The sequence below is a fragment of the Pyxidicoccus trucidator genome, from assembly GCF_010894435.1.
Taxonomy (GTDB): Bacteria; Myxococcota; Myxococcia; order Myxococcales; family Myxococcaceae; genus Myxococcus; species Myxococcus trucidator.
The window spans coordinates 17,178-42,438 of record NZ_JAAIXZ010000035.1; the positions used below are offsets into that span (position 1 = coordinate 17,178).

At 69.5% G+C, this 25,261-nt stretch carries 23 protein-coding genes and 1 pseudogene; 8 read left to right on the forward strand and 16 right to left on the reverse strand.

The genetic code is table 11. From position 1 onward, the window contains the following. Positions 1-98: 98 nt before the first annotated feature. Positions 99-605, reverse strand: a complete 507-nt coding sequence (locus G4D85_RS47270; protein ID WP_164021515.1) for a DoxX family protein — start codon at positions 603-605, stop codon at positions 99-101. A 204-nt stretch (positions 606-809) separates the two neighbouring features. Between G4D85_RS47270 and G4D85_RS47275 the strand changes: the two genes are divergently transcribed. After that, complete coding sequence (locus G4D85_RS47275) at positions 810-1,754, forward strand: hypothetical protein (RefSeq protein WP_164021517.1); 945 nt, start codon at positions 810-812, stop codon at positions 1,752-1,754. Positions 1,755-1,777: 23 nt separating this feature from the next. On the opposite strand, the gene G4D85_RS47280 is transcribed toward G4D85_RS47275, so the two are convergent. The 5 genes and pseudogenes from G4D85_RS47280 to G4D85_RS47300 form a co-directional block, all read right to left on the reverse strand. Continuing rightward, positions 1,778-2,575, reverse strand: a complete 798-nt coding sequence (locus G4D85_RS47280) for a tRNA1(Val) (adenine(37)-N6)-methyltransferase (protein WP_164021519.1) — start codon at positions 2,573-2,575, stop codon at positions 1,778-1,780. A gap of 31 nt (positions 2,576-2,606) precedes the next feature. Beyond that, complete coding sequence (locus tag G4D85_RS47285) at positions 2,607-3,179, reverse strand: imm11 family protein (protein WP_164021521.1); 573 nt, start codon at positions 3,177-3,179, stop codon at positions 2,607-2,609. A 2-nt stretch (positions 3,180-3,181) separates the two neighbouring features. After that, positions 3,182-4,474 (reverse strand): AHH domain-containing protein, encoded by a 1,293-nt coding sequence (locus tag G4D85_RS47290; RefSeq protein WP_164021522.1) that lies wholly within the window; start codon positions 4,472-4,474, stop codon positions 3,182-3,184. 68 nt (positions 4,475-4,542) lie between these two features. Further along, positions 4,543-4,836, reverse strand: a pseudogene (locus G4D85_RS47295) (tRNA1(Val) (adenine(37)-N6)-methyltransferase); the annotation flags it as partial. A gap of 31 nt (positions 4,837-4,867) precedes the next feature. Then, positions 4,868-5,053, reverse strand: a complete 186-nt coding sequence (locus G4D85_RS47300) for a hypothetical protein (protein ID WP_205526027.1) — start codon at positions 5,051-5,053, stop codon at positions 4,868-4,870. Positions 5,054-5,279: 226 nt separating this feature from the next. Between G4D85_RS47300 and G4D85_RS47305 the strand changes: the two genes are divergently transcribed. Together G4D85_RS47305 and G4D85_RS47310 are read left to right on the forward strand one after the other, a co-directional pair. Then, the gene (locus G4D85_RS47305) at positions 5,280-5,627 is read left to right on the forward strand and encodes a helix-turn-helix domain-containing protein (protein WP_164021524.1); all 348 of its coding nucleotides are present in this window, start codon (positions 5,280-5,282) and stop codon (positions 5,625-5,627) included. After that, entirely contained in the window at positions 5,614-6,861 is a 1,248-nt protein-coding gene (locus tag G4D85_RS47310; RefSeq protein WP_240359937.1) for a type II toxin-antitoxin system HipA family toxin, read from the forward strand. Before G4D85_RS47305 ends, G4D85_RS47310 begins: the two co-directional genes overlap by 14 nt. A gap of 50 nt (positions 6,862-6,911) precedes the next feature. Here the strand turns inward: G4D85_RS47310 and G4D85_RS47315 are convergent, their stop codons facing one another. The 4 genes from G4D85_RS47315 to G4D85_RS47330 form a co-directional block, all read right to left on the reverse strand. Beyond that, complete coding sequence (locus tag G4D85_RS47315; protein ID WP_164021526.1) at positions 6,912-8,795, reverse strand: extracellular catalytic domain type 1 short-chain-length polyhydroxyalkanoate depolymerase; 1,884 nt, start codon at positions 8,793-8,795, stop codon at positions 6,912-6,914. Positions 8,796-8,988: 193 nt separating this feature from the next. After that, the gene (locus tag G4D85_RS47320) at positions 8,989-9,672 is read right to left on the reverse strand and encodes a nitroreductase family protein (protein WP_164021528.1); all 684 of its coding nucleotides are present in this window, start codon (positions 9,670-9,672) and stop codon (positions 8,989-8,991) included. A gap of 90 nt (positions 9,673-9,762) precedes the next feature. Next, positions 9,763-10,728 (reverse strand): glutathione synthase, encoded by a 966-nt coding sequence (gene gshB / locus G4D85_RS47325; RefSeq protein WP_164021530.1) that lies wholly within the window; start codon positions 10,726-10,728, stop codon positions 9,763-9,765. A gap of 78 nt (positions 10,729-10,806) precedes the next feature. Further along, positions 10,807-12,432, reverse strand: coding sequence for a serine/threonine protein kinase (locus tag G4D85_RS47330; protein ID WP_164021597.1), 1,626 nt, complete (start codon positions 12,430-12,432; stop codon positions 10,807-10,809). Positions 12,433-12,906: 474 nt separating this feature from the next. Between G4D85_RS47330 and G4D85_RS47335 the strand changes: the two genes are divergently transcribed. Together G4D85_RS47335 and G4D85_RS47340 are read left to right on the forward strand one after the other, a co-directional pair. Continuing rightward, entirely contained in the window at positions 12,907-13,722 is an 816-nt protein-coding gene (locus tag G4D85_RS47335; RefSeq protein ID WP_164021532.1) for a hypothetical protein, read from the forward strand. After that, entirely contained in the window at positions 13,719-14,681 is a 963-nt protein-coding gene (locus G4D85_RS47340) for a hypothetical protein (protein WP_164021534.1), read from the forward strand. The genes G4D85_RS47335 and G4D85_RS47340 overlap by 4 nt, the downstream gene beginning before the upstream one ends. Positions 14,682-14,697: 16 nt before the next feature. Here the strand turns inward: G4D85_RS47340 and G4D85_RS47345 are convergent, their stop codons facing one another. From G4D85_RS47345 to G4D85_RS47355, 3 genes are all read right to left on the reverse strand, one after another. Then, complete coding sequence (locus G4D85_RS47345; RefSeq protein ID WP_164021536.1) at positions 14,698-14,994, reverse strand: hypothetical protein; 297 nt, start codon at positions 14,992-14,994, stop codon at positions 14,698-14,700. Between the two features lie 33 nt (positions 14,995-15,027). Further along, positions 15,028-15,321, reverse strand: a complete 294-nt coding sequence (locus tag G4D85_RS47350) for a hypothetical protein (protein WP_164021537.1) — start codon at positions 15,319-15,321, stop codon at positions 15,028-15,030. 200 nt (positions 15,322-15,521) lie between these two features. After that, positions 15,522-16,616 carry a hypothetical protein gene (locus tag G4D85_RS47355; RefSeq protein ID WP_164021539.1) on the reverse strand — a complete coding sequence of 365 codons (1,095 nt, stop codon included), beginning with the start codon at positions 16,614-16,616 and terminating at the stop codon, positions 15,522-15,524. Positions 16,617-16,777: 161 nt separating this feature from the next. Between G4D85_RS47355 and G4D85_RS47360 the strand changes: the two genes are divergently transcribed. Further along, on the forward strand, positions 16,778-18,961 hold the full coding sequence (locus tag G4D85_RS47360; protein ID WP_164021541.1) for a tenascin-X: 2,184 nt from the start codon (positions 16,778-16,780) through the stop codon (positions 18,959-18,961). Between the two features lie 61 nt (positions 18,962-19,022). Here G4D85_RS47360 and G4D85_RS47365 read toward each other — a convergent pair whose 3' ends face one another. The 3 genes from G4D85_RS47365 to G4D85_RS47375 form a co-directional block, all read right to left on the reverse strand. Beyond that, positions 19,023-20,216: a tetratricopeptide repeat protein gene (locus tag G4D85_RS47365; RefSeq protein WP_164021543.1), complete on the reverse strand. Its 1,194-nt coding sequence runs from the start codon at positions 20,214-20,216 to the stop codon at positions 19,023-19,025. 121 nt (positions 20,217-20,337) lie between these two features. Continuing rightward, positions 20,338-21,291 (reverse strand): hypothetical protein, encoded by a 954-nt coding sequence (locus G4D85_RS47370; protein ID WP_164021546.1) that lies wholly within the window; start codon positions 21,289-21,291, stop codon positions 20,338-20,340. Positions 21,292-21,434: 143 nt separating this feature from the next. Then, a complete protein-coding gene (locus G4D85_RS47375) occupies positions 21,435-21,959 on the reverse strand; it encodes a DUF3592 domain-containing protein (protein ID WP_164021548.1) in 525 nt (174 codons plus the stop codon). Positions 21,960-22,087: 128 nt separating this feature from the next. On the opposite strand from G4D85_RS47375, the gene G4D85_RS47380 reads away from it, so the two are divergent. Next, a complete protein-coding gene (locus G4D85_RS47380) occupies positions 22,088-23,929 on the forward strand; it encodes a gluzincin family metallopeptidase (protein ID WP_164021550.1) in 1,842 nt (613 codons plus the stop codon). Then, positions 23,926-25,203, forward strand: coding sequence for a ComEC/Rec2 family competence protein (locus G4D85_RS47385; RefSeq protein WP_164021552.1), 1,278 nt, complete (start codon positions 23,926-23,928; stop codon positions 25,201-25,203). The genes G4D85_RS47380 and G4D85_RS47385 overlap by 4 nt, the downstream gene beginning before the upstream one ends. The last annotated feature ends 58 nt before the right edge of the window (positions 25,204-25,261 follow it).

The window sequence follows — 25,261 nt, forward strand, 5'->3', positions numbered from 1 at the left end:
CAGCCGGGCAGGCGACACATCCCTATCAGCCGGGGTGATGGGATGTGCGGCACCGGGCAGCGTGGCGGGCTCGGGCGCGGGCCCACCTGAACCTCCCGTCAGCCCAGCAGGTCGAGCAGCAGCGAGCGGCTGCGCTGGCGCCGCAGCAACCGGAGGCGACTCAGCTCCTTGCGCTTCACCTTGCGCTCCAGGGCGCTGTGCACCGAGAGCTGCCCCGGCCCGCGCAGCAACAGCCCGAGGGCGATGGAGCACAGGGCGAGGTTGAACTCGAAGCCGCCCTTCGTGTTGTCGAAGCCCTTGGACCCGTGGACCTTGGCGATGGCGAACGCCTGGGTGATGAGCACGCCCAGCGCCGCTGGCCGTGTGGCGAAGCCGAGGATGGCGCTCACGCCCGCGACCAGCTCCGTGATGCCCGTGGCCAGCACCAGGGGCCGGGCCGGCTTGAGGCCCAGCTGCTCGAAGAAGCCCGCGGTCTGCTCCGTGCCTTCCTTGCGCAGCTTGCTCAGCCCGTGCACCACCATGCTCGACCCGAGCGACAGACGGGGTGGCAGCAGGGCCGCCGACTTCAGGATGCTCGGCTGCTCGGTCAGGGTTGCCAGGTTCATTCCCTCTCCTCCTTGATGGGGGCCCGAGGCCCGTCTGGAAACCTGGGTACGTTGGGTCCGGCCGCTCCTCATGGCACCTTGAGTCACGTCCTCCTCACTCGCCCGGCAGGCGTGCCAGCGGCATCCGCGCCTGGCGGCCAGGGTCCTGACGGGTGCACCGTCCGACTCGACCTGGGTGCCGGCCAGCGCGAGACTCCTTCCGTGATGTCCCTGCGCTGGTCGCTCCTGTCCCTGCCGTTGTTGCTGTCCTCCCCGGCGCTCGCGGAGGACGGCGTCACCGTCCGCGTGCGCTGCATGGAGAAGTGCACCGTGGTCCTCGACGGGAAGCGGGGACTGCGGGTGACGGAGTCGACCTGGGAGTTCAAGGGCATCACCCCCGGCACGCGGCGGGTGGAGGCCACGGGCATGCTGGGCCGACCGCTGGCCAGCGGCTTCGCGGCAATCCCAGACGTAGCCGAGGCGGGTGTCTTCCTCGCGCGCGACAAGCGCATCGTGGTGGAGCCGGGTAGCTCGCCCACTCCCGGCACACCCGAGTGGGCGGTGGAGCGCAGCGCGAAGCCCCGGGCGAAGGCTGGGGGCGCGGAGTCGCTGGAGAAGAGCGTGGCCATCGTCCGCTGCCCGGAGGACTGCACGGTGTTGCTCGACGGACGCCGGGGCCAACGCCGCGACGGGCGCACGTGGGAGTTCAAGGACGTGGAGCCCGGACGACGGCGCGTGGAGGCCCACGGAGGGCTCTTCAACCGGCGCCTCTTCGTGGACTACGTGGAGTTGCCGGCCGGCGCCGAGGCCATGCTCTACGGTGACTCCAGGGGCAACGTGAAGCTCACGGACCACAAGAGCCTGGACGCGGTGGAGAGGGCCCGGAAGCGGGCGGGCCTGGGCGAGGCGTCCCACCTCAACGTGCGCTGCCAGAAGTCCTGCACGGTGTTGCTCGATGGCGAGCGCCGGAGTTCGAGCAGCGCGACGAGCGTGGTCATCACCGACGTGAAGCCCGGCTCGCATGACCTGGAGGTCGTCTTCGCGATTGGGAAGGGCCGCAAGCGCACCACGCTCGAAGTGCCCGCGAGCAGCGAGCTGTTCATCACCGCGTCGGAGAGCGGAGGGATTCAGGTGACGAACACGAAGCCACAGGCGAGCACGGGTCCGTAGGGTCCACGTGCCGTGTCCCGGGTTCAGTCCGAGGGAAGGGTAGGGCCGCGCTCGGCGAGCGGTGGGTCCATCAGCGCGGCCACCTCCGTGGAGTAGCCGCCCGGGGCCTCACCGTGAACGATGAGCGGCGGGCGCACGGCGAGTCCCCGGTCACGGTCTCTCAGGGCTTGCACCAGGAAGCGCGTGGCCGGTGAGTCCACGCGCGAGTGCACGAAGCGCAGCACGGAAGGGTACAGCTTCGCCTGAGTCAGCAGGCCGAGCACCTCGGCCACTCGCGCGGCGGGGTACACGAGGCTCACGGTGCCTCCGGGCATCAGTGCGTACCGTGCCGCCGTCACCACGTCACCCGCGTCGCAGGACACCTCCGACTTGGACACGGCGCGCTCGTCGTCTGGACTGCGCACTCCGGCGCCGGCCACGCGGAACGGTGGGTTGGACACCACGTGCGCGTAGCGGCCTCCGGGCACGAGCTCTCGCAGGCGTCTCAGGTCTCCCAGCAGCGGCCTCACGCGAGACTCGCAGTCATTGAGCGCCACGGCCCGCTCCAACCGTGCGTACACGGCGGGTTGGAGCTCCAGCGCATCCACGGGCCCGAAGCCGAACTGCTTCACCAGCAGGAAGGACACCACGCCGCTGCCCGCGCCGAGCTCCAGCATCGGCCCAGGAGTGCTGGTGCTCTCGGTGGCCGCGAAGTGCGCCAGCAGCACCACGTCCAGGGTGAAGCGGTAGCCGCTCCGTCGCTGCAGCACCCGCACCCCCGCCGTACCGATGGAGTCGAGAGTCTCGTCCGGGGCGGGAATGGGCGGGGCGGGTTCGGACATGCGCGGCTCGCGAGGTGATGAGCGAGGGAGCCTACACCTCAGTGAACCTCATGCCGGTGGCGCCGGTGCGCTCCAGCGCCTCCTTGATGTCCTCAGGGACGATGAGGGCGATGGGCCAGCCCCAGGTGCGGAACACCTTCACGTCGCCGACCAGGGATTTGTCGATGCGCAGGCCGATGACGCTGCGATAGGTCCCCGTCTTCTCTGGCTGCCCATCCTCCGGCTTGAAGTACTTGACCTCTTCGCAGGCACTGTCATCGATGCACCTCACCAGCCGCGTGACGTTGAGGAGAAAGTACGGCTCGGGCTGACCTTCGACTTCTACTGGGAAGAGCTGCACGTCATCCGGTGCGAGTTCCGCGAACACGGATGCGACTTTCGGATGGATGATGGGGGTGACACCTACTGGCGTCAGGGAGAAATCCACCGCTCTACCGGAGCGATACAGCGGAATGCGGAGAGGTTCCCGGAACTCCACGGGGTGGCCCTCAGCGAATTGCCAGATGTCGTCGATTTCCTGGCCATGAAGGTCGGTGGGCTCGTCCGGGTACCAGCGGCCTGGGATGTAAAGGTTCTGATGGAGGTCGAAGTAGCGTACTGGCATGCCTATTCCCTGTCCTTCGTGACAAGGCGACGGAGCGGGCTTCGTGGCGTGAGGAGATCTTCCGACAACCTCTTCAACGCCTCGACCAGCATCTCTCGACATGTGGATGTGCTGCGACAATTCGCGAGCGCTCGCTGTATCCGAGCAAACACCGCTCGATGGTATGCCTCTGGATGAGGGCCCTCATGTCCTCGGATGCGTACCAGGTTGGCGGGGTCGTTCAGTGTCATGTCCGCCCTCCTGAAGAGCTTCTCGAACACCGGCGTCCAGGGTCCACCGTTCACCTCGGACTCGGTGTTCTTGTCCGTGCAGATGTGATGCACCTTCCCATCCGGGTCACCCCGGATTCCATCCGAGCCCATGACCACCATGGCCACCGCGCCCGGCGCGAGAGCGATGGCGACGCCTCCCTCTACCACCGCCACCGCACTCACCTGCTCGATGGCCGCGAGGTTCACCCCGAGCTGCGATGCACTCAGGGCCGCCGCCTGAGGGAAGCCCGGTAACACGGGCAGGCGGGACGCCAGCCCCGACGTCCCGCCAGTAACGCCCTTACCCACCACCAACGCCACCGCGAGCACGAAGACGCGGGCTCCCTGAGTACCCACCACCTGGCCGAAGTGCTCGCCAGCTTCTTCCAACTCCTGGAACGTGGTCGCCCTGTCCGCAGCCTGCTTCAGCGCGACGCACGCCTTCACGATGGCGACGAAGGCGTCGACTCCCAGGTACGCCAGCATTACCACCGCCACCACGGCCGCTGCCTTGGTGAAGACCGGCTCGGGGTTGGCCGCCAGTATCGCCCACGACACCAGCGCGGACACCACTACGGCCTTGAAGAAGGTGGGGTTGAGAGTCTCCTCCACCGCGTCCGCGATGCTCTCGTGCATCGGGTCCAGCGACAGACCCAGTGCCAGCGCCAGCCTGCTCCTGTCGTCGAAGCCGAGGCCGTTCTCCAACAGGGAGAGACAGTCGCCGGGCCCCTCATGCGCCCGGCACCACCGGCCATAGTCCTTGTGCAGCGTGCTCCGCAGCGCCCGGTCCAGGATGCTGCCGCGAGTCGAAGCACGCACCAGCCACCCGGTGTCCGAAGGGCGCAAGGAGAGAGGCAGGTGCAGCACCAAGCGCGCGAGGGCCTTCTCGAAATCCTCCGCGTCGACCTCGACGGAGCCTTCCGAGTCACGTGGCGTGTACTCCCGAAGCTGGCCGTTGCCCGTCTCCAGCCTCACGACTCGTGGGCTCGCACAGCCCACCATCAGCGCTATCAACAGCAGGGCCCACAGGCGTTTCGCCACCACGCGTGCCTCCCTGGGCTCAAGGGCCCTACGGGTCATGCGAGGCACGAAAGCACCAGCGGAGCTGCCGGGTCGATGGTGGAGAACCGCACTGCCTGGAGGACACGTACCGCGTACCGCGACTCCAGCGCATCCACGGGCCGGAGGCCGAACTGCTTCACGAGCAGGAAGGACACCACGCCGCTGCCCGCGCCGAGTTCCAGCATCGGCCCGGGAGTGCTCCCGCCTTCCGTCGCAGCGAAGTGCGCCAGCAGCACCGCGTCCAGGGTGAAGCGGTAGCCGTTCCGCCGCCGCAGCACCCCCGCCGTGCCGATGGAGTCAAGCGTCCCGTCCGGGGCGGGACTGGGCGGGGTGGGCCCGGACATGCGCGGCTCGCGGAGTGATGAGCGCTGGAGCCTACACCTCAGTGAACTTCATGCCGGTGGCACCGGTGCGCTCCAGCGCCTCCTTGATGTTCTCAGGGACGGTGAGGGCGATGGTCCACCCCCAGGTGCGAAACACCTTCACGTCGCCTGCCTGGGACTTGTCGATGCGCAGGCCGAGGACGCTGCGATAGGTCCCCCGTCTTCTCTGGCTGCCCATCCTCCGGCTTCCTTCCTCCGCGTCGACCGTGATGGAGCCTTTCGAGGTCCGTGGCGTGTACTCCATTCACCGGCTCCCCCAAGGCGGGTCGCTTCCCAGAACCCTGTGCAGCCAGGCGGTCTGGTCCCTGCCGAACCGCTCCAATCTCCGCATCAATTGATGCATTCTCCGCACTAAATAGTGCAATAGATTGTATCTTATCCGGCTTTAGAGCCAATAGATTGAAATGCCCCGACAGAACCTTACTTCCGACACGGCACCCGCCGCAGTGGTCCGCGCGGTCACCCGCCTGGGCCAGAACATCGCGAGAGCACGGATCCGACGAGGCCTGAGGCAGGTGGACCTCGCGAAGAAGACGGGTCTGGCGCCCGGGACCCTCAAGCGCATCGAGGAGGGCAGTCCCACCACCGCACTCAGCGCCTACTTCACCGTGCTATGGGCCCTGGGGCTTGAGCGCGAGTTCGAGAACCTCGCTTCACCCGACCATGACGAGGAGGGAAAGACGCTCGAGCTGGCGCGCCAGTCCCAGCGTGTGCGCCCCAAGGGCGCGGGAGACCTCGATGCCGACTTCTGATGTCGCCAGCTGCTACGTGTACATCCAGTTCCCGGAGTCCATGGAGGTCGTCACCTGCGGGCGCTTCGTGCAGCAGGGCGACGTCGGACGCTTTGTCTACGGCAACAGCTACCTGGCCCACCCTCGCGCAATCGAGCTGGAGAAGTTCGAGCTTCCCCTGCGTCCAGGTACCTTCGAGACGGCCAGGCTCGGCGGCATCTTCGGAGCCCTGAGAGATTCCTCCCCCGATGCATGGGGACGCAGGGTCATTGAACGCCAGCTGGGACGTGTAGACCTCACCGAGGTCGACTTCCTCCTCCACTCCCCTGAGGACAGGGCAGGAGCACTGTCCTTTGGCGAGAGCACCACGCCACCCGCACCCGTTCATCGGTTCAACAAGGTGCTCCAGTTGGCGTTCCTGCTCCAGGAAGTCGAACGCATCGAGCAGGGTCTGCCGCCATCCGCTGAACAGGTCAGCGACCTGGTGAACCCAGGCAGCTCCATGGGAGGCGCCCGCCCCAAGAATGTCGTCGAGGACGACGAGGGATTGTGGGTCGCCAAGTTCCCGGCCCGAGGTGACCGCTGGAACAACGCGGCGGTCGAAGGCGGCATGCTGAGGCTCGCCAGCGAGTGCGGCCTGAGAGCCGCCCACGGCAAGCTCACCTCCGTCGCGGGCCGGGACGTTCTCCTGGTGCGCCGGTTCGACCGGAAACGCGTCGGTGAAGGATACCTGCGGCACCGCATGGTCAGTGCCCTGACGGTGCTCCGAGCCGATGAGCACCCGCAGGACCGTTCGAAGTGGTCCTACATCCTGCTGGCGGACGAGCTGAAGCGCTGGGTCGCCAACCCGGACGAGGACCTGCGAGAGCTGTTCTCCCGCATGGTGTTCAACGCGCTCATCTCGAACATTGATGACCATCCCCGAAACCATGCACTCATCGCCGCGGGTTCGGAATGGAGCCTCTCCCCAGCCTACGACCTCACGCCGATGCCGCAGGCCAGCACCGAGCGAGACCTGGCGATGGAAGTGGGCAGCGCGCAGCACCGCCGAGCCAACCGCCAGAACCTCTTGAGCGATTGCGGCCGGTTCCGCCTGTCGAGAGAAGAAGCCACCCATCTCATCGACAAGATGAAGGCGCTCGTCTCAGCCCGCTGGCGTGAAGTCGTGAAGGAGTGCGGTGGCACCGAGGCCGACTTGAAGGCCATCGAGCGCGCGTTCGACTACGCAGGCTTCGAGTACCTCCCGGGCGACTGAGAAGAACGGCGGGCCGCATCGAGACTCCGGCCCGCCGTCCGCACCTCACGTTACGGCGTGTACACGACGGTCAGCGTGGCGCCCGTCCCGTCCCTGACGAACAGGTACTGCGTCGCCGTCTGGTTCCCCGTGAAGCGCAGCCGCAGCTGCGTCTTCCCCGTCCGGTTGACGGAGGAGAGCCCCGCGCCGCTGAAGTCCGCCGACGCCTTCGCGCCCGTCGTGAACTTGCCGATGCTCGCCACGTCGCTCGCGCTCGCCGCGGCGGCCCAGTCCGCCGTCTCCGTGGTGGAGGCGTTGAACGTACCGTTCTTCACGTCGATGACCAGCGTGTTCCCAGCAGGCGTGGACCACGGGTCACCCGAGCCCGACGAGTACGTCACCGTCAGGTACGCGCGGGTAATCGTCGCGGTGTCGGGGATGCTCGACGTGTCGAAGGACAGAAACGAGCGGTTGTACTTCCCATCCGTGCCTCGCCCCAGCGCCAGGCCCGTGAGCGTGCCGAGCGCCGGCGCACTGCCATCCGCGTTCGCCTTCAGGTAGCCGTCATCCGCCGTGACGCTGGTGAAGTTGACCGTAACGGGCGTCGGCGTGCCGCTGTTGCTCACGGTGACGCTCGTGTCGCTGTCCGTCGCCTGGTTCCCCGCCGCGTCGTACGCCCGAGCGCCCAGCGTGTGCGAGCCATTCGAGACGCTGGCGCTGTTCCACGCAAACTCGTACGGCGCCGCCGAGTCCGAGCCCACGGGGCTGCCGTCCACCAGGAACTCCACCCGCGACACACCCCCCGCGTCCGAGGCGCTCGCCGTGAGGGTGACGGTGCCAGTCACCGTGGAGCCGTTGGCCGGCGCCGTCACGTTCACCGTGGGCGGGGTGGTGTCACCCGGGGTGACGGCCCCCGTGAGCCCGAAGAACTGCGCCTGGTAGTAGACGGCGCAGATATTCACGTCGCTGAGGTACGCGCCGATGGCGCCGCAGGCCGTGCTGCCACCCGGGAAGCTGTACTGCGCGTCGATGGCCACGCCGTGGCCCATGTTGGTGAGCTCCCACGTCTCCACCAGCGCCGTGCCCGAGCCGTTGCGGTACACCTTGTGCGGGAAGCCCGCCACCGTCTCCGTGGTGTCCGCCGTCTGGTCGATGCCGTGGACGTTGGTCCACTGCTCCATCGCCTCGGTCATGTTCATCGGGCGCACCGTGAAGTCGCTGGTGCCGTGCCAGAGGGAGACGCGAGGACGCGCCCCCGTGTAGCCCGTGTTGGCGCTGCGCACGAGGTCACCCCAGGCGGCCGGCGTCTTGTCCACGCCCGGGTTCATGCAGTTGAAGCCCTCGTTGGACGAGAGGGCACACCGGTACGGGCCTCCCGCGTTGATGGAGCCCGCGGAGAAGACGTCCGGGTAGGCGGCGAGCAGCGCCGGCGCCATGTACGCACCGGCCGAGAAGCCAGCGACGTACACGCGCGACGAATCAATGGAGTACGCGGCCTTCATCGCATCCACCATCTGGATGATGGAGAGCGCCTCGCCCTGACCCCGGGAGATGTCTCCGGACAGGAACCAGTTGAAGCAGCTCGCGCTGTTGTTGGCGCCCTGCTGCTGCGGATAGACGGCGTAGAACTTGTAGTGGTTGGCCGCCGCCGACCAGCCGCTGCCCTCCATGCCCGCGGCCGTCTGCGTGCAGCCGTGCAGCACCACCACGAGCGGCGCGTTGGCGGGCATGCCCGTCGGGACATGGCGGTACATCAACAGGTTGCCCGGGTTGGTGCCGAAGCCCGTCACCTGCGTCAGGGGACTCCGCGTCTCCTGTAGCTCGGGCGCGGCTTCTGGCTCCGGAACTTCCTCGGAGGAACCACAACCCGCGCTGCTCAAGAGCAGGAGCGCCGCGAGGCGCAATCCGGGGAACCGCGAGCACAACCGTGAACGGCTGGGGCGTTGCGTGTGCATGGTGCCTCCCGGGCCGCCACTGGGGGGAATGAAGGCGGCCGCGGGGCGAGACCTGACTCCCCACCACTCAGGCATTCAAGGCGCGATGCGTCGCCGGACGCATGAAACATGAACCAGGCTTCACTTTTCAGCGTCACGACGGCTCATGGTGCGCTGCGTCGGGAGCATGGGTGAAACATGAACCACCATTCAGCTACCGGCGGACCATCACCTCGTCGAGGGACTTCTTGCCGAGGTCCGGCACCCGTGCGCCCGGGGCGGGGTAGCCCACCGGCAGCACCGCGAAGGCGCGCTCGTTCTCCGGGCGCCCCAGCACCTCGCGCAGGAAGCCCATGGGCGAGGGCGTGTGCGTCAGCGTCGCCAGCCCCGCCTGCGTCAGCGCCGCGATGAGGAAGCCCACCGCGATGCCCACCGACTCCTGCACGTAGTAGTGCTTCACCTTCTTCACGCCGCCCTCCGGCAACTGCTTCACGCCGTAGACCTGCTCGAAGACGACGATGATGGCCGGCGCGTCCGTGAAGTGCGGCTTCTGCCAGTCCGTGCCCAGTGGGGCGAGCGCCTCCAGCCACTCCTCGCTCATCCGGCGCTCGTAGGACTCACGCTCCTCGGCCTCGGCCGCCTCGCGCAGCTTGGCCTTCAGCGCCGGGTCCGTCACCACGACGAAGGTCCACGGCTGCTGGTTGGCGCCGCTCGGTGCGGCCGCCGCGCAGGCGATGGCGTCCTCCATCACCCCGTTAGGAATGGGTCTCGAGGCGAAGTGGCGCACCGAGCGCCGCAGCGCCATGGACTCGAGGAAGGCCTTCGCGCGCTCTCGAGAATCGGCGGGGGAGAGGTAGGGCCACCGCAGGGGGACAAAGGGGTACTCGTTCGCTGCCATGACGACGGACTCCGGATGCTCACGGGAGAGGGACGGGCTGTGAGGCCCGACTTTCGCTCCCGGATGCCGTGCCGTGAAGTGCCTTGCCGGCTACCGGGCGTTGCGCTCGGCTGCCAGGCGCTCGGCTACGTCCAGCACCTTCGCCTCCACGCACACAGAGTCCAGGTGGTTCGCTTCCACCAGGCCCGTGGGGCTCGTGACATTCACCTCGGTGAGGTAGTCCCCGAGCACGTCGATGCCCACCAGCAGCAGCCCGCGCCTGCGGAGCTCGGGCTTCAGCCGCTCGCAGATCTCCAGGTCCCTGGGAGTGAGCACCGCCTTCCGGGGAAGGCCGCCAGCGGCCATGTTGCCCCGGTGGTCGTCCTCGGAGGGCACGCGCAGCACGCCGCCCACCGGCTCGCCGTCCACCAGGAGGATGCGCTTGTCGCCCAGGCGGCTCTCCGGGATGTACGCCTGCGCCACGACGGCCTCGCGACCGCCCGAGGTGAGCAGCTCCACCGCGGAGCGCGCGTTCCGGTCCGTGGGCGACAGGAAGAGGATGCCCTTGCCGCCGAAGCCGTCGATGGGCTTGAGGATGGTGCCCTGCGCATTGCGGGCAATGAAGTCCATCAGCACCGGGAGCTCGCGGGTGATGCGCGTGTCCGGCATCAGGTCCGGGTAGCGCAGCGCGAAGAGCTTCTCGTTGGCGTCGCGGATGCCGGCCGGGTGGTTGATGAAGGCGGGCGCCCGGTCTCCGCACAGCTCCACCAGCTGCGTGGCGTGGAGGAACTCCGTGTCCACCGGCGGGTCCTTGCGCATGAACAGCACGTCCAGCGTGGACAGGGGATGCGCCGCCTCGTCGAGCACGTCGAAGTGCCGTCCCTGCTCCGCGCGCACCGTGACGTGGCGCATGCGCGCCTCCGCGCAGGTGCCGTTGAAGCGCAGCCAGCCCTGCTCGAAGTAGCGCACCTGGTGGCCACGCTTCTGGGCCTCCTGCATCAGCGCGAACGTGGAGTCGTGGTTCACCCGCACCATCTCGAGCGGGTCCATCAGGAAGCCAATGTTGAGCGCGGCCATGCAGTCCGGGGAGAAAGTTGGGGCCGCGAGGATAGCGGAGGACGCCTCCGGGTGCCCCTCATTCCCTTCCCTACGACCTCACCCTTCGGGAATCGCCGTGAGCGCCAGGCGAAGCTTCTCCGTCTTGCCGGGCTCGATGGGCACCGACAGCCGGCGATGCTTCCCGTCAGGTCCGACGATGACGAGCTTGTTCTCACCCACCGGCAGCGCCACGTTGAACATCGGCGTGCGCCCCAGCCTCTTCTCCAGCTTCTTCTTCTTGCCGGACAGGTACACTTCCGCATCCGGCGTCACCACGAGCGTCAACTTCCCCTTGCCCCGCACCACGGGCTCGGAGCCCCGCTCCGGCTTCGTCCCATCCCCGTCCTTGTCCTCCCGCACCGGCGGAGACGGCTCCACCTTCACCTGCGCCACCGCCGTGCCCCCGTCCGTGCCCGGCTCCCGGTAGACGGGGAGCTGGGGGCCATCCTGGAACGTGCGCAATTCCTCGGGCTCCGGCACGGGCTCCACCGTCGCGTTCAGCACCTGCGACAGGCGCCAAGCTCCGAAGCCTCCGCCCACGACGATGGCCAGCAGCACCAGCCCCCACAGCACGTTCGCCAGCTTCGACGGCTTGCGCTCCGTCTCCGCCGTGTCCGCCACCATGGCCGGCTGCTTCCCCGTCGCCCGTGCCCGGCGCGACGGCTTGCGCGGCACCGCGGACACGCCGTTCTGCGGCGTGGACTCATCCACCCGCTCCGGCAGGTACGGCCCGTCATCGGCCCGCAGCGCCCGCTTCGCCTTGTCCACCATGGAGCTGTTGGCCGTGCCCTCCGCGCTCTCCAGCAGCGAGCGCGTGGCCGCCATCCGCTCGGCGAACAGCTCCTTCATCATCGACGCCCGGTGGTCCGAGTCCATCAGCAGCCGCCCACCGGCTGCCTCAATCGCCCGTGCCATGTCCCGGCCGTTGAGGAAGCGCTTCTCCCGGCTGCGCTCCAGCGCCTGCATCACCACCTTGGACACTTCCTCCGGCACGTGCGGCGCCACGTGCGAGGGCCAGGGGATGGGCGCTTCGAGAATCTTCATCATCTCATCGCGCTCGTTCTTGCCCGCGAACAGGCGCGCCCCGGTGATGAGCTCGTGCAACATCACCCCCACCGAGAACAAGTCACTGCGGCCGTCCAGCTTGTCGCCGCGCACCTGCTCGGGGGACATGTACCCGGTGGTGCCCTTCACCGTGCCGGCGCTGGTGCGCTCGAGGCTGCCCTTCGCCTTGGCGATGCCGAAGTCCAGCAGCTTCACCACGCCGTCGTACGTCACCATGACGTTCTTCTGCGCGACGTCGCGGTGGATGACGGGGCTGGGCTCGCCCGAGGCCGCGGTGAAGGTGTGCGCGTAGTGCAGCGCCATGCAGACGTCGCGTGCCACCGACAGCGTGAAGCCGATGGGCATCTGCTGCTTCTTGCGCAGGCACCCGCCCGTAATCTGGTTCAGGTTCTGCCCGGCGATGAACTCCATGGCCAGGTAGAGCCCGTCGTCTTCCTGCCCCAGGTCGAACACCTGGGCGATGTTGGGGTGGTTGAAGGCCGCGGTGATGCGGGCCTCGTCCAGGAACATGCGCTCGAACTGCTCGTTGTCGCGCACGTCCGGGAGGATGCGCTTGATGACCACGTACTTGCGGAAGCCGCCCGGCCCCGAGGTGAAGCCGAGGAACAGCTCGGCCATGCCCCCTACGGAGAGCTGGGTGACGACCTCGTACTTCCCGATGCGCTCGCCCCGATACAAGTCGATGGGGAAATCCTCCGCCCGCGCCCCGCTCCCGGGGACCGTCACCGGCACAGACGATAACAGGCTTGTGCGGGGCGGACGTCCCGTGACATTTCGCCGCCACCCCCCGTGGCTCCCGAATCCCCCGGGCTCCTGTGGACGGCCTGTGGACAAGGGGGGTGGGGTTGTGGAGAAGCGGGGGCGTGGATCAACACCTGTGGGAGGCCGGGGGAAACCTCCAACTTACCCACATGTAGCAGGGAGCAAATTCCTCAGTCATCCCGCGAGCTTGCTGACTTGTCCCCAACTCCGGGCTCCCTGCTTCTACTACCGTTAGATCAATACCTCTATGAACCTATAGAAGAAGCAGTCGTCGGCTGGGGACTTCCCCAATGTGGAGTCGCCGCGACAGGGCTGTAGAGTGGCGAACCGGTGCGCGCCCTCTTCCTCCTGCTCTGGCTGTGCGCGGCTTCGGCCTGGGGCGCGGAGCCGCCGCTGACGCGAGCCGAGCGGGCCTTCGACGCGCTGGAGTTCGACACCGCCGCGGAAGCCTTCCAGGCGGCCCTGGCTGCCCCTGGGAGCCTCGGGGAGCGGCTGGACGCATGGAGGGGGCTGGCGATGTCCCGCGCCTTCATGGGGCAGCGCCAGGCCGCCCAGGAGGCCTTCGAGGTTCTGCTGGTGCTGGACCCGGAGGCGCAGGTGCAGGCGTCGCTGGGGCCGAAGATTCGCGCCCCGTTCGAGGCCGCGCGCAAGGCGCTCCAGGGCCAACGCCCGGTGCTGACGGTGGAGCGCCTGCCGGACGGGCGGGTGGTGGCGACGCTGGACCAGCCTCGGCGGGTGGCGGTGGAGGTGCTGGTGGCGGTGCGGCTGCCGGGCGCGGCGGGCTTCACCGCGGCGGTGGGAGCTCCGCCCGGGCCGGTGTCGGTGAAGGCGGGCCCGGCGCGCGCGGTGGAGGCGTATGCGATGGCGAGGGATGCCGGCGGCGCCATCCTGTTCGAGCGGGGCAGCATGCGAGCGCCGCTGCGGTTCGATGCCATGGAGGCACCTCCGCCGGCGGTGGCGGCGGCTCGTGAGCCGGCCCGTCCCGTCCCGGAGGTGCATGAGGAGGACGGGAGCCGTCCGCTGTGGCCCTTCGTGGTCGGCGGTGTCGGGCTGGCCGCCGCGGCGGGCGTGGTGCTGGGCGTGGTGCTCAGCCAGCCGGAGCCGCTCGCGCTGCCTGCCGCGGACCGCACGGAGCGGCTGCCATGAACACGAGCTGGGACGGGAGCCGCATCGGCATGGACAGCGAGCGCAGCCGTGGGCGAGCCCCCTCCTTTATATGCCTCTCACGGGTGTGCACCCTGGGCGTGCTGCTCGGGGTGCTGCTGACGGTGAGCGCCTGCGAGGAGACTCCGGCCCTCGTGGCGCCGGACCTGTGCGCGAGCGTGGCGTGCCCCGGTGGACAGGCGTGCGTGGAGGGCCGATGCCTCGCCACCACGTGCCGGGGTGTGGCGTGCGGCACGGGGCAGGTGTGTGAGCAGGGCTCGTGCGTGGAGCCCTCGTGCCTGGGCGTGACGTGCCAGTCGGGCGAGCGGTGCCGCGACGGCGCCTGCGGGCGTGTGGGCTGTGGCTCCGGCGTGGCGTGCTTCCCGACGGAGCGCTGCGTGGAGTCCGCGTGTGCGTATGACACGTGCCTGGGCGTCGCCTGCCCGCAGTCCACGGTGTGCCGGCCGGGCGGCGTGTGCCGGAGCATCTCCTGCTCGGGCGACTTCGACTGCGAGTCGGACGAACGCTGTGGCACCGACGGCCGCTGTGTGCCGACCTCCGGCTGCGCGGCGGTCCTCTGCCCGGCCCAGCAGGTGTGTCGCGACGGTGCCTGCTCGGCGCTGGCCTGCACCTCCAGCGCGGACTGCGGCGCGGGCGAGACGTGCCGCGCGGGCACCTGTCTCACGTCCGGTGACGCGTGTGCCGCGGTGCCCGCGTGCCCCTCCGGCCAGGTGTGCCGCGCGGGTGCGTGCCTGGAGGTGACGTGCGGAGCGGGGCGGTCCTGCCAGGGACTCGAGGGCTGCCGTTCCGGACGCTGCGAGGGGCCCGTGCGCGGAGAGGCCCAGGGCGTCTCGCCGGCGGCCGCCATCCTTCCGTCCGGCCGGGGCAGTGTGGGCGGAGGCATTGGCGGAGGGCCGATGCAGGGTCCGACGCACACGCTCTATCCAGGCGTCGTTCCCTGAGCGGGAAGCCTCGCGCTCATGTGAGTGCGGCGCGCAGGCGGTCCAGCAGGTGGGGCAGGCGGTGCAGCAGCTCGCGGTCCATGTTCTCCAGCGCGCCGCGCAGGATGGCGAGGTCATCCGGCTCGCGCTCCGCGTTCGCCATGCGCTGCAGGCCGCGCAGGCGCAGGTTGCGCTGCACCAGGCTGTCCAGCGTCTCCTCCAGCTCGTCGGCCAGCTCCGCGTCCAGGTCGAGGTCTCGGCCAATCAGCTCTCGAAGCTGTTCGACCAGGTAGGTCAGGTCCCAGGATTCTTCGTATCCGGCCCGGCGTGACATCTCAGAGAGACTCGTGGTGGCGGAGCACCGGGTTCAGGCCAGCGCCCGGGCGCGGACCAGCCCGGCGAGCGTGAGGCGCGAGCGCGTCGGGTCCAACTCCACGCTCACCTGACAGCCCGCCAGGTCCAGGCGCAGCGTGTAGGGTGAGGCGGAGGGAAGCAGGCTGCGCTCCTGCTGCGCCAGGGCGGCCATGCGGAAGAGCTCGGCCAGCAGCTCCTGCCGGGCCTCCGCCGGCAACCCATCCACCGTGGCCTGAAGTCCACGTGGGATGAGCACGGTGAAGGCCTGGGACGACTGAGCGGCGCCAGCGGAATCGGCGGAGATCATGTCCCACGCCAGTTGCCAGAACCGTACCCCCGTGCAGTCCAGCCATTCCGCGCGGTTGCGAAGACTCGTGACGGACGCACCTGAAAAAATCACCGGCACGTCCAGCTACAACCCTGAAGTGTTTGAAGTCTCCACTGTCGCGGGAAGTAGGAGGGCGCGCCTCGTCATTCGCGTGTGCACGCCCCTCGCTTCGGAGTGCCTCAGGGGATGCGGCAGCAGATGGCGTACGCGGTGGGCGCCGGGGGATTCGAGCCGCTGTTGCGGCAGCGGTAGCCCGGGCCTCCCGTGGACGTGGCGCCGCTCTCGACGGTGAGTCCGGTGGGCATGAAGGCGACGCCGGGAGCGATGTCCAGGCCGGTGCAGCCGCCGCCGGTGAGCACCTCGTTGGCGGCACACCACGCGACGGAGTTGCCGCTGTCCCCCGCGTCATTGCCCGTGGCCTGACGGTGGGTGCACGTCAGCGAGGGCCTCGCATGCGAGTGGTCCGCGCGGGCCGCGATGCGCTGGGTGCCATTCGCTCCGCCCGAGCTGGAGAAATTGACGCTCACGGTGGCGGGAGTGCCAGCGCTGACGTTCAACCCGTCCCCGAAGGAGGGGGCCGCGTCCAGCTTCGCCTTGTCCGCGACCGACATGAAGCCCGCGGCCGTCGCGTTGGCCGCAGCGTGCGCGTGGTCCGAGCGGGCCGCGACGCGGGCCGTGCCGTTGGTGCCGCCCGAGGTCGGGAAGCTGACGCGCACGGTGAGGGGCGTGCCCGTGGCGCTGAGGCCGTCGCTGTAGGTGGGCTCGGGCTCATCCAGCTTCGCCTTGTCCGCGGCGGACAGGAAGCCGGCCGTCGAGGGCGTGGCCGTCGGGTGGCCGTGGGTGGCGCTGGCGAAGGTGGCGGCGGCACGGCCCTCCAGGCGCTGGCTGTCCTGGGCGCGCAGGGCGAAGGGCACGGAGGCCATCTGCAGGCGCGGGGTGAGCTCCGACTGGCCGGTGAGCGCGACGCCCAGGTAGAGGGCGCTGCCGTCGGCCAGGTCGTACCGGAGCGGCAGCGCGGAGCCGAGCACCACGGCGTAATACCCGTTCGTCACGGTGACGGCGGGGTGACGCTCCTGCCACAGCGGGCTGCCGCCCGTGGAGGTGGCGTAGAGGGAGAAGGTGAGGTCCTGGGGCGTGCTCTCCGGGGTGCCGTCCGCGCGCACCAGGCGGCCCTGGAAGGAGAGGGTGCGGGGCACGTCGTCCGCGGCGCGGGAGACGGGCGCGGCCAGCAGGACGAGCACGGCGAGCGCGAGGGCGGGGCGGAGGGCGGACATGGAGACAGCTCCAGGTGGGAGGCGGCGCGCAGTCTACAGGGTGGACCGTTCAGCAGCCGAAAGGGGGTATGCGGCTGGCGGACAGCGGCCGCGCTTCCAGGGTGCCCCCCTCGCATCCTTGCCGCGCGGGGGCTATACGCGACGTCTCCGGGGAGGCACCCATGGCGCGCGCGACGAGGGCAGGCGGGGTGGGACGGACGGTCATCCTGCTGGCGGTGGTGCTGGTGGCGGGCCTGGCCTGCCGCGACGAGCCACCGCTGGTGGGCGCCGTGGGCCGGCTGCGGCTGTCCGCACCGCGCGTGGACTTCCCCGCCACCTACCCCGGCACCACGCGCGACGCGGAGGTGCGGGTGGTGAATGGCGGTCGCGCGCCACTGGACGTCACCTGGACGGAGGTGACGGCGCCCTTCTCGCTGCTGGACGCGCTGCCCGTGCGGGTGCAGGCGGGCGAGGTGCCGGTGCGCCTGCGCTTCGCGCCCTCCGCGGCGGGCACGTATGAAATCACCGTCATCGGCACGGCTTCGGACGGCGGCCGCGTGGAACTGGTGCTGGCGGCCGAGGCGAAGCCGATACCGGAGTGCTCCTCGGTGAAGTGCTTCACCGCCACCTTCGACGTGGTGCTGGAGCAGTGCGTGGAGTCGGTGCAGCCGGACGGCACCGTCTGCGACCCGGGCAACTCGTGCCTCGTCGAGGCCACGTGCCAGGCGGGCCGGTGCAAAGGCCGCGAGCGAGCGTGTGACGACGGCAACGCGTGCACCACGGACGTGTGCCACGCGCTGGACGGCTGTCAGACGGTGCCGGCGCCGCCGTGCCCGGGGGATGGGAAGTGCCAGGTGGGCACGTGCGACCCGGTGAAGGGCTGTGGCCTGAAGCCCGCGTCGGATGGAGCCTTCTGCGGCCCGGTGCGCACGTGTGACAGCGCGGACGTGTGCGTGGAGGGCCGGTGCACCCGCCAGGACCTGCCGGACGGCTTCGTGTGCGCGTCGGCCAGCCCGTGCCAGGGTGAGGGCCGGTGCAAGGGTGAGGTGTGCGAGCGCCCCGGCACGGTGCCCCTGGCGGTGGACTGGACGTACGACGCGCGCTCCACGGGCGAGGAGCTGCACGACATGCTGGTGGGGCCCGAGGGCGACGTGACGCTGTCGGGCTTCTACGCCTACCCGCTGCTGGATGCGGCGAGCGAGTCGCCGGTGCGCTCCGTCAATTCGGCCCGGCGCTGCATGCTGTGGAACGACCGGCTGCTGTGCATGGACCTGCCACAGGACGGCACGGTGTCGTTGCTGGAGCGCACCACGGGCGCACCGCGGTGGACCTTCACCCTGTCGCAGGCCCGGCCGGACTTCGCGCAGCGGACGCTGACGCTCTTCCTGGCGCGGCTGGCGGTGATGGCGCCGGACCGGCTGGCCGCCCTCTTCGAGGCCTACCCGGCCAACGGGCCTCGCGACACGCTGTGCCGCATGTACTTCCTGGTGGTGCTGGACGCCTATGGCCGCATGGTGTCCGCGCAGGAGCTGACGGACCCGCTGCTGTCCGAGTGCAACCACCCGCACCCGTTCGGCCTGGCGTCGGACTCGGTGGGGGACTTGTATGTGTCCTTCTCGCGGACGCTCAACGTGGGAGCGCCGCTGCAGCCGGGGTCGCCCACGCTGCTGATGGCCTTCTCCTCGGACGGGGTGCCGCGCTGGAAGAAGATGGAGAACTTCCGCGCCGGCGAGCTGGCGGTGGTGAACGGGCTGCTGATGCCCGAGCACGGCATGCAGGCCCTGAGCACGGGTGACGGCGCGCCGGTGGGCTCCATTCCCCAGGAGTTCGGCCGCCTGGTGGCCACGCGCGAGGTGGTGGTGCCCAGCGCGCCGGGCACCACGGTGAACCCGGGCGGTGGAGGCTCCACCGCCCCCACCCAGCTCACGGGCTACGGGCTGCCCGCGCTGGGCCCGGTGTGGACGTACACGCTGAAGCAGGGACAGAGCCTCAACACCAAGGAGCTGCAGCTGGCCACGTGGCCCGTGGGTGAGGGGCTGCCGCCGGAGACGCTGGTGCTCACCACGGCGGTGGGAGGAAACAACCAACGGCTGCTGGTGGGTGTGAGCGCGAAGGACGGGAGCGAGTCCTTCCAGTGCCCGCTCTCGTACCTGCCGCGCTCGTCGCCCCAGCGGCTGGAGCTGGCACCCGGCGGGCTGCTGCTGATGGAAGGCGCCTCCACGTGCGGCGAGTGCGACCCGCCGTTCGCCGAGAGCCAGGCGCGCTTCCTGCGCTTCGCCATGCCGGGGGTGCTGCCCGCGCAGGAGCCGTGGCCGGGCACCTTCGGCGGGCCGGGCCACGGCCACCACGAGCACGGGGTGCGCTGACCTCGGTGGAGCTTCGCGGGAGGCGCCGATCCGGTGCCCCCCGCGCTGCTCACTCCGATGCTCAGCCGAGCGTCTTGATGAGGCGCTCCGCCTGCTCGCGGAGCTCCTTCTCGCCGGCCGGGGCCCGCTTGAGGACGTCCTGGGCCAGCGCCTTCGCCTTCGCCTTGTCACCCTTGCGCGCGGTGACGAGGGCCAGGTTGAGCAGCGGCTCCACGCGGTTGGGAGCGCGGCGGCGCGCCTCCTCGAGGATTTCGCTGGCCGCCGTCAGCCGCTCGTCGGGGTCGCCTTCCTCCCAGCGGAACAGGAGGTTGCCCAGGTTGTTGGCGGAGGACCAGTCATCCGGGTCCAGGTCCATGGCCTCGCGCCAGGCCCCCACGGCGCCCTCGATGTCGGGCGGCTCATTGGCCTCGAGCACCATCGCTTCAATGGACTTCGTCTGCGCCGTGGACAGCCCGCGCCGCCCGAGCGCCCGGCAGACCTCCAGCGCTTCGTCACGGTGCCCGGTGGCCATCATCATCCGCGCCAGGTTCCCCTGCGCGGCCGCATCGTCCGGGAACTGGACGGCCAGCTTCTTCACGATGCCGAAGGCCTCGGACGGGTTGCCGCGCGCGGCCAGCACGCTGCTCAGCGAGTTGAGCAGCTCCGCGTTGTCCGGCAGCAGCTTCAGGCCCTGGCGCAGCAGGTCCTCCGCCTGCTCCAGCTCGCCGAGCTGCTGCAGCACGATGGTCCACACCACGTAGACGGGCGGGTTGAGCGGGTTGAGCTCCAGCGCCCGCTGCAGGTGCGGCAGCGCCAGCTGCAGCTCTTCCAGCGCCAGCAGCACGCGGGCCAGGTTGAAGCGGTACTGGGCCACGTCGGGCTCCAGCTGCACCGCCTTCTCCAGCTCCTTGCGCGCGCCCGGGAAGTCGTCCAGCCCGCCCAGGATGTAGCTCAGGCCGAAGTGCGCCTCGGCGCGAGGGGGCTTCGCCTCGCGGATGACTTGCGTATAGAGGTTGCGGGCCGCTTCGTCGTCTCCGCGCGACGTGGCCAGCGCTGCCCTCACCAGCAGGGAGTCCGGGTCCTCCACGCCGCCGCGGGTGGCCTGGTTCACCAACGTCTCCACGCGTGCCCAGTCCCCTTCGACCGAGGCCAGCTTCGCGAGCGTCAGCAGCGCTACACGGTCGTCCTTGTTCTTGCTGAGGGCGCTCTCGGCGAGCGCCCGAGCCTTGTCGACCTCACCGGCCTTCAACAACGCCTGCATGCTCTGGGTGGTCATGGCGGGGAGTATGCCAGGGGTGGGCAGTGCCCGGAAAACAGAGGGCGCGAGGCCCGCGGCGCCTGGAAGGCACCGCGGACGACTCGCGCCCGGGGGTGTGGGTCTGCAGGGGGAGCGCTGACTAGAACAGGCTCTTGAAGAACTTGCCGACGCTCTTCGCCACGTCCTTGATGATCTCGACCGGCTTCTCGATGACCTTCTTGACGGTGTCGGCGATGCCCTTCAGGTTGATGTCGACGTTGAAGCCAATCTTGAAGCCGATGCCGAGCGCGGCGCCGATGTCGAAGCGGGCCTTCAGGCGGCCGCCCTTGAAGCCGATTTCGGCGTTGAACGAGGCACCCACACCCGCCCAGGCCTCGGCGCGAGCACCGACGCTGCCGAACTTGCCCAGGTTGACGTTGGCCTCGGCACCCGCGCGGGCGCCAGCGAAGGCCTCGCCACCGACCTTGGCGGCGTAGATGCCCTTGGCCGGGTCGATGACCAGCTCGCCGTTGACCTTGGCCTTGGCGCCGACATACGCCTCGCCCTGGGCGGTGAGGTTGTAGTCACCCTTGCCAATCTTGACCGAGCCCTGCGCGTTCAGCAGCGTGGCGGCGGCCTGCAGCTGGCCGGTGGCCTTCAGCGCGCCACCCTCGAGGGAGACCTTGCCGGAGCCGCTGACGGAGGCCTCGGCGAACGAGATGCTGCCCTGGCCCTGGGCGATGCTACCGGGGCTGCCGAAGCTGCCGGCGGCCTTGTAGGCAGCGGCGCTCTTCTCGAAGGAGCCCTCGGCCAGCGTCACGCCCGGGAGCTTCCCGGCCAGCTTCCCCACCTTGCTCTGGTTGGCGTTGGGGGTGAAGAGGTCGCTGGTGTCGCCGTTCGAGTAGCTCTTGTTGAAGGTGCGGGTCGTCGAGCTCCCGGCCTGGAAGCTGTTCTGGTACCGGCCGTCCTTGGTCAGCCCGCCCTGCTTGTTGGTGTCCGGCTGCGTCGCGACCTGGTTCTTCTGCGGCGCCGTCTGGGTCTTGGCGGGCGTGGACTGCTTGAGGCTCTTGGTCAGCCCGAGGAAGTTGAAGCCGCGGAGGCTCTTGGTGGTCATTTGCGGAAGCTCCAGGTCAGGAATTTAAATCTTGAGCCATTGTCGGGGGGATGTAGCGCCGGGTTGCGTGGGGTTGGATCTTTTGGATCTCCAACCCGGGTGCGCGTACATCCCACACGGGCCGTGCGGGCCCGCGGTGGCCCTCACCGGCCGCTGAACCAGCGGATGACGAAGTACATGGCGGTGGCCACGGCGATGGAGGCGATGCCTGCGCCCGGGACGGCCCAGGACGTGGCCTGGACGCCGGGCTCGAGCACGGCCTGGCTCGGGTCCTCCGGGTCATAGAAGACCTTGGCGGGCGTGCCGCGGGGGTAGCGCGCCGCATGGGCCTGGGCGTGCTGCTTGCTGCTGACCTCGACGACGTCCTTGCCCAGGGAGGTGCCCGTGTAGCTCTGCCCGTCCACGGTGTAGGTGTACTCCACCTCCGGGCGGTAGAGGATTTGCGGCGCGGGCTTCGGAGCATCGTCGTCGTAGCTCGTCTCCGCGTTGATGGGAGCGACCTCGCGCGACGTCACCGTCGATGAGCGGATGGTGCCCTCGGTGGTGGGCCAGTCCGCCGTGCGCGCAATCTGTTGCATCCGGCGGAGGCCCCACACGAGGACGCCCAGGCCCGTGACAGCGAGGATGACGCTGATGGTGGACAGCACCGATAGGAGCAGTGGCTTCATGTTGGGTGCCGCACCTTAGCGCTCTCCAGGCTGGCGTCGAGAGCAGCGCCTGGATTCCTGGCACCTGGGCCCGTCACATCGCGGCGTCCGTGGCTCCCTCCGATGAGCAGGCACACGTGGGGGAAGGCATGGCCGTCGAAGTCCGCATCCCGGTCCTGGTGCAGGACCCTGTCGCCGCGGAGGAGCGCAGCCTTCCTCCCCTGGAATGGGTACGCCTCAAGAGCGAGGACGTGGTGCTGGACGGGCCGGTGTCGCCGCGCGTGGCGGTGCTGGATTTGGACGCGCGCACCGGCAGGCTGAGGCGGGGCGCGCGCTACCAGCCGCCCGAGCGCGAGGGAGAGCCGGGGACGTTCCGCCTCCAGGAACCGGAGCGGCTGGACTCGGCCGACATCATCCAGGTGAGCGTCTTCGGCGCGGTGCTGCGGACGCTGGAGATGTTCGAAGAGGACGACGCGCTCGGCCGCAAGGTGTGCTGGGCCTTCGAGGGCTCGCAATTGCTCGTGGTGCCACGGGCGGGCGAGTGGGCGAACGCCTTCTACCAGCGCGAGTCCCGCAGCCTGCAGTTCTTCTACTTCCACCACCCGCGGCTGAAGGGGGGCGGGGAGGAGTGCATCTACACCTGCCAGTCGCAGGACATCATCGCGCACGAGACGGCGCACGCGGTGCTGGATGGGATTCTCCCGGACCTGTACCACGCGCTGTCGCCGCAGGCGCTCGCGCTGCATGAGTCGGTGGCGGACCTCACCGCGGCGCTCGCCGCCTTCCGGTGCCGGCCGCTGGTGCGGCAGGTGCTGCGGACGCAGGGCGGCAGCATCGCCAGCTCCGGCGCGTTCAGCGCCATTGGCGAGCAGTTCGGCAAGGCGCTGGGCAGTGAGCGGGGCCCCCTGAGGGACTTGCTCAATGACAAGACGCTGAAGCCCATTGAAGGGGGCAGGCCGGAGGACGTCGTCTCCACGCTGGAGCCGCACGCGCTGAGCGAGGTGCTCTCCGGCGCGCTCTACAGCGTCATGCTGCGGCTGCACGAGGCGCTCAAGGACGAGTTCGCGCGCAAGGACCAGGCGCGGCCCTCGCTGGTGGCTCCAGCGGAGACGGCCCGGCAGGCGCTGCCTCCCGAGGACTCGCCCGCGCCTCCGCTGGCGCAGCTGGGCTTCGTTTCCTGGGAGGCCTGGCAGGACGCGCGCCGGCGGGTGTCGGGCAAGGCGCTGGCGGTGGCGGCGTCTCGCTTCAAGCGCAGCCTGTACCGGGGGCTGGACTACCTGCCGCCGGGAGAGGTGTCGTTCGCGGACCTGGGGAGGGCCATCCTCACCGCGGACCAGGCGTCGCATCCGGACAGCGGAGAGCAGCGCGAGTGGCTGTGCTACGAGTTCGTCCGGAGGGGCATCGTCCGCAACGCCCGCGAGCTGCAGGTGCGGACCGACTTCGAGCACCCCTGCCTCGCCCACGTGGACCTGGACACGCTGGCGAAGAGCGACTGGGCCGCGTACGCCTTCGCCAACCGGCACCGCGGCTTCCTTCGCATTCCTCGCGGAGTGTCCTTCCACATCGCTCCGAGGCTCGTGGTGGAGAAGCTCTCCTACTCCGGAGGCGAGCACGGCAGGCGGCGTGTGCGCGAGTGCATCTTCAAGGTCTCCTGGAAGGTGGACGAGCCCGACGTACTGCCCGGCGGTGGGTTGCCCGACGTGAGGCAGGTCACCTTCGGCACCACGCTGGTCATCGACTGGGAGACGCGGCGGGTGCGGTCGCTGCTCACGTCGGACCGGAAGCCTTCGCGGAAGGTGGACCGCGACGGGATGCTGCGGCGGTTGATGGACGAGGACCTGCTGCGCGTGGGTGACGAGGCGCTCGGGCCCGACGGCAAGCCGCTGTGCCATGCCGTCCAGGCGGAGGTCTCCGGTGGAATCCTGCGGGTGGTGGGCACGGCGCACATGCTTCACCTGGTGGCCGACCGCTTCCAGAACGGGGGTGGATGATGGAAGCGCTGCGAGTGCGGACGTACAACGTGCGGTTCGGCGACGCGCTGCTCGTGTCGGTGCCGGACCATGACGCGGAGACGGGCGTCACCACGGTGCGGCACCTGCTCATCGACGTGGGCAACGTGCAGACGGGCGCGGGCGGGGCGGACACGGTGTTCCAGCCGGTGCTCGACGACGTGCTCGCGGAGCTGGATGGCGCGCCGCTGGACCTCTACGTGATGACGCACGAGCACCTGGACCATGTGCAGGGGCTGTTCTACGCGGATGGGCGCCTGTACGAGGGAGGACTGCGGGAGCGGCTGAAGCCGCGTCATGCGTGGCTGACGGCGTCGGCGGCGCCGGACTACTACGAGCGGCATCCCGAGTCGGCGAAGCAGCTCGCGCTGCGCAAGGCGCTCTATGACGACCTGCGGGAGTACCTCCGGCTGAGGCCCGAGGCCGCGCGCCGGGCGGTGCCGTCCATCCTGCTCAACAACGACTACCGGAGGACGGAAGCGTGCGTGGAGTACCTGCGAGGCCTGGCCGAGCACACGCACTACGTGCACCGAGGCGCGCCGCTGGAAGGGACGCATCCGTTCAAGGAGGCGCGGCTGGAAGTCTGGGCACCCGAGGAGGACACCAGCGACTACTACGGGAGGTTCTTCCCGGTGGCGCTGGGCCTGGAGCGCAAGCCGGGAGGGGAGGTGTCGCTCAACGTGCCGGCGCCTCCGCCCGGAGTGGACGCGAGCGCCTTCTACAACCTGCTCACATGGCGGCGCCGGGGACTGGGAGATGACCTGCTGGCCATCGACAAGGCGGCGAACAACACGAGCATCGTCTTCAGCCTGGAGTGGCGGGGCTGGCGGCTGCTCTTCGCGGGGGACGCGGAGCTGCGGAGCTGGAAGACGATGAAGAAGCACGGCGTGCTCAAGCCGGTGCACTTCCTCAAGGTGAGCCACCACGGGAGCCACAACGGGACGCCGGAGGGAGACCTCTTCGACGCCATCCTTCCCGAGCAGCCGCCGGATGGACGTCAGCGGTGCGCGGTCATCTCCGCCTTCAGTGGCACATACAACGGCATTCCCCATACACCGACGAACGAGCGGCTCCAGGCCCGGTGCGCGCTGAGCACCACGGTGCAGGACGAGGATGCGCCCTTCGTGGACCTCACGTTCGAGGACGTGGGCAGGCAGCGGGCGACTCCGAGAATCCGGCGCGCCGTGCCGGTGCGGAACCTGGGACCCCAACGTCCCCGAGGCCACACGCGAGGCGGAGGCAAGCGACGGGCATGAGCGCCCGGCACGCGGCTACGTGAGTGAGGTGTGCGGTGCGAGGGCACTGTGGAGAACT

Bases quoted from the DNA above. Each gene is read 5' to 3' on its own strand.
- G4D85_RS47270 (WP_164021515.1), bottom strand. From the start codon at position 605: ATGAACCTGGCAACCCTGACCGAGCAGCCGAGCATCCTGAAGTCGGCG.
- G4D85_RS47275 (WP_164021517.1), top strand. From the start codon at position 810: ATGTCCCTGCGCTGGTCGCTCCTGTCCCTGCCGTTGTTGCTGTCCTCC.
- G4D85_RS47280 (WP_164021519.1), bottom strand. From the start codon at position 2,575: ATGTCCGAACCCGCCCCGCCCATTCCCGCCCCGGACGAGACTCTCGAC.
- G4D85_RS47285 (WP_164021521.1), bottom strand. From the start codon at position 3,179: ATGCCAGTACGCTACTTCGACCTCCATCAGAACCTTTACATCCCAGGC.
- G4D85_RS47300 (WP_205526027.1), bottom strand. From the start codon at position 5,053: ATGGGCAGCCAGAGAAGACGGGGGACCTATCGCAGCGTCCTCGGCCTG.
- G4D85_RS47305 (WP_164021524.1), top strand. From the start codon at position 5,280: ATGCCCCGACAGAACCTTACTTCCGACACGGCACCCGCCGCAGTGGTC.
- G4D85_RS47310 (WP_240359937.1), top strand. From the start codon at position 5,614: ATGCCGACTTCTGATGTCGCCAGCTGCTACGTGTACATCCAGTTCCCG.
- G4D85_RS47315 (WP_164021526.1), bottom strand. From the start codon at position 8,795: ATGCACACGCAACGCCCCAGCCGTTCACGGTTGTGCTCGCGGTTCCCC.
- G4D85_RS47320 (WP_164021528.1), bottom strand. From the start codon at position 9,672: ATGGCAGCGAACGAGTACCCCTTTGTCCCCCTGCGGTGGCCCTACCTC.
- gshB (WP_164021530.1), bottom strand. From the start codon at position 10,728: ATGGCCGCGCTCAACATTGGCTTCCTGATGGACCCGCTCGAGATGGTG.
- G4D85_RS47330 (WP_164021597.1), bottom strand. From the start codon at position 12,432: ATGGCCGAGCTGTTCCTCGGCTTCACCTCGGGGCCGGGCGGCTTCCGC.
- G4D85_RS47340 (WP_164021534.1), top strand. From the start codon at position 13,719: ATGAACACGAGCTGGGACGGGAGCCGCATCGGCATGGACAGCGAGCGC.
- G4D85_RS47345 (WP_164021536.1), bottom strand. From the start codon at position 14,994: ATGTCACGCCGGGCCGGATACGAAGAATCCTGGGACCTGACCTACCTG.
- G4D85_RS47350 (WP_164021537.1), bottom strand. From the start codon at position 15,321: ATGATCTCCGCCGATTCCGCTGGCGCCGCTCAGTCGTCCCAGGCCTTC.
- G4D85_RS47355 (WP_164021539.1), bottom strand. From the start codon at position 16,616: ATGTCCGCCCTCCGCCCCGCCCTCGCGCTCGCCGTGCTCGTCCTGCTG.
- G4D85_RS47360 (WP_164021541.1), top strand. From the start codon at position 16,778: ATGGCGCGCGCGACGAGGGCAGGCGGGGTGGGACGGACGGTCATCCTG.
- G4D85_RS47365 (WP_164021543.1), bottom strand. From the start codon at position 20,216: ATGACCACCCAGAGCATGCAGGCGTTGTTGAAGGCCGGTGAGGTCGAC.
- G4D85_RS47370 (WP_164021546.1), bottom strand. From the start codon at position 21,291: ATGACCACCAAGAGCCTCCGCGGCTTCAACTTCCTCGGGCTGACCAAG.
- G4D85_RS47375 (WP_164021548.1), bottom strand. From the start codon at position 21,959: ATGAAGCCACTGCTCCTATCGGTGCTGTCCACCATCAGCGTCATCCTC.
- G4D85_RS47380 (WP_164021550.1), top strand. From the start codon at position 22,088: ATGGCCGTCGAAGTCCGCATCCCGGTCCTGGTGCAGGACCCTGTCGCC.
- G4D85_RS47385 (WP_164021552.1), top strand. From the start codon at position 23,926: ATGATGGAAGCGCTGCGAGTGCGGACGTACAACGTGCGGTTCGGCGAC.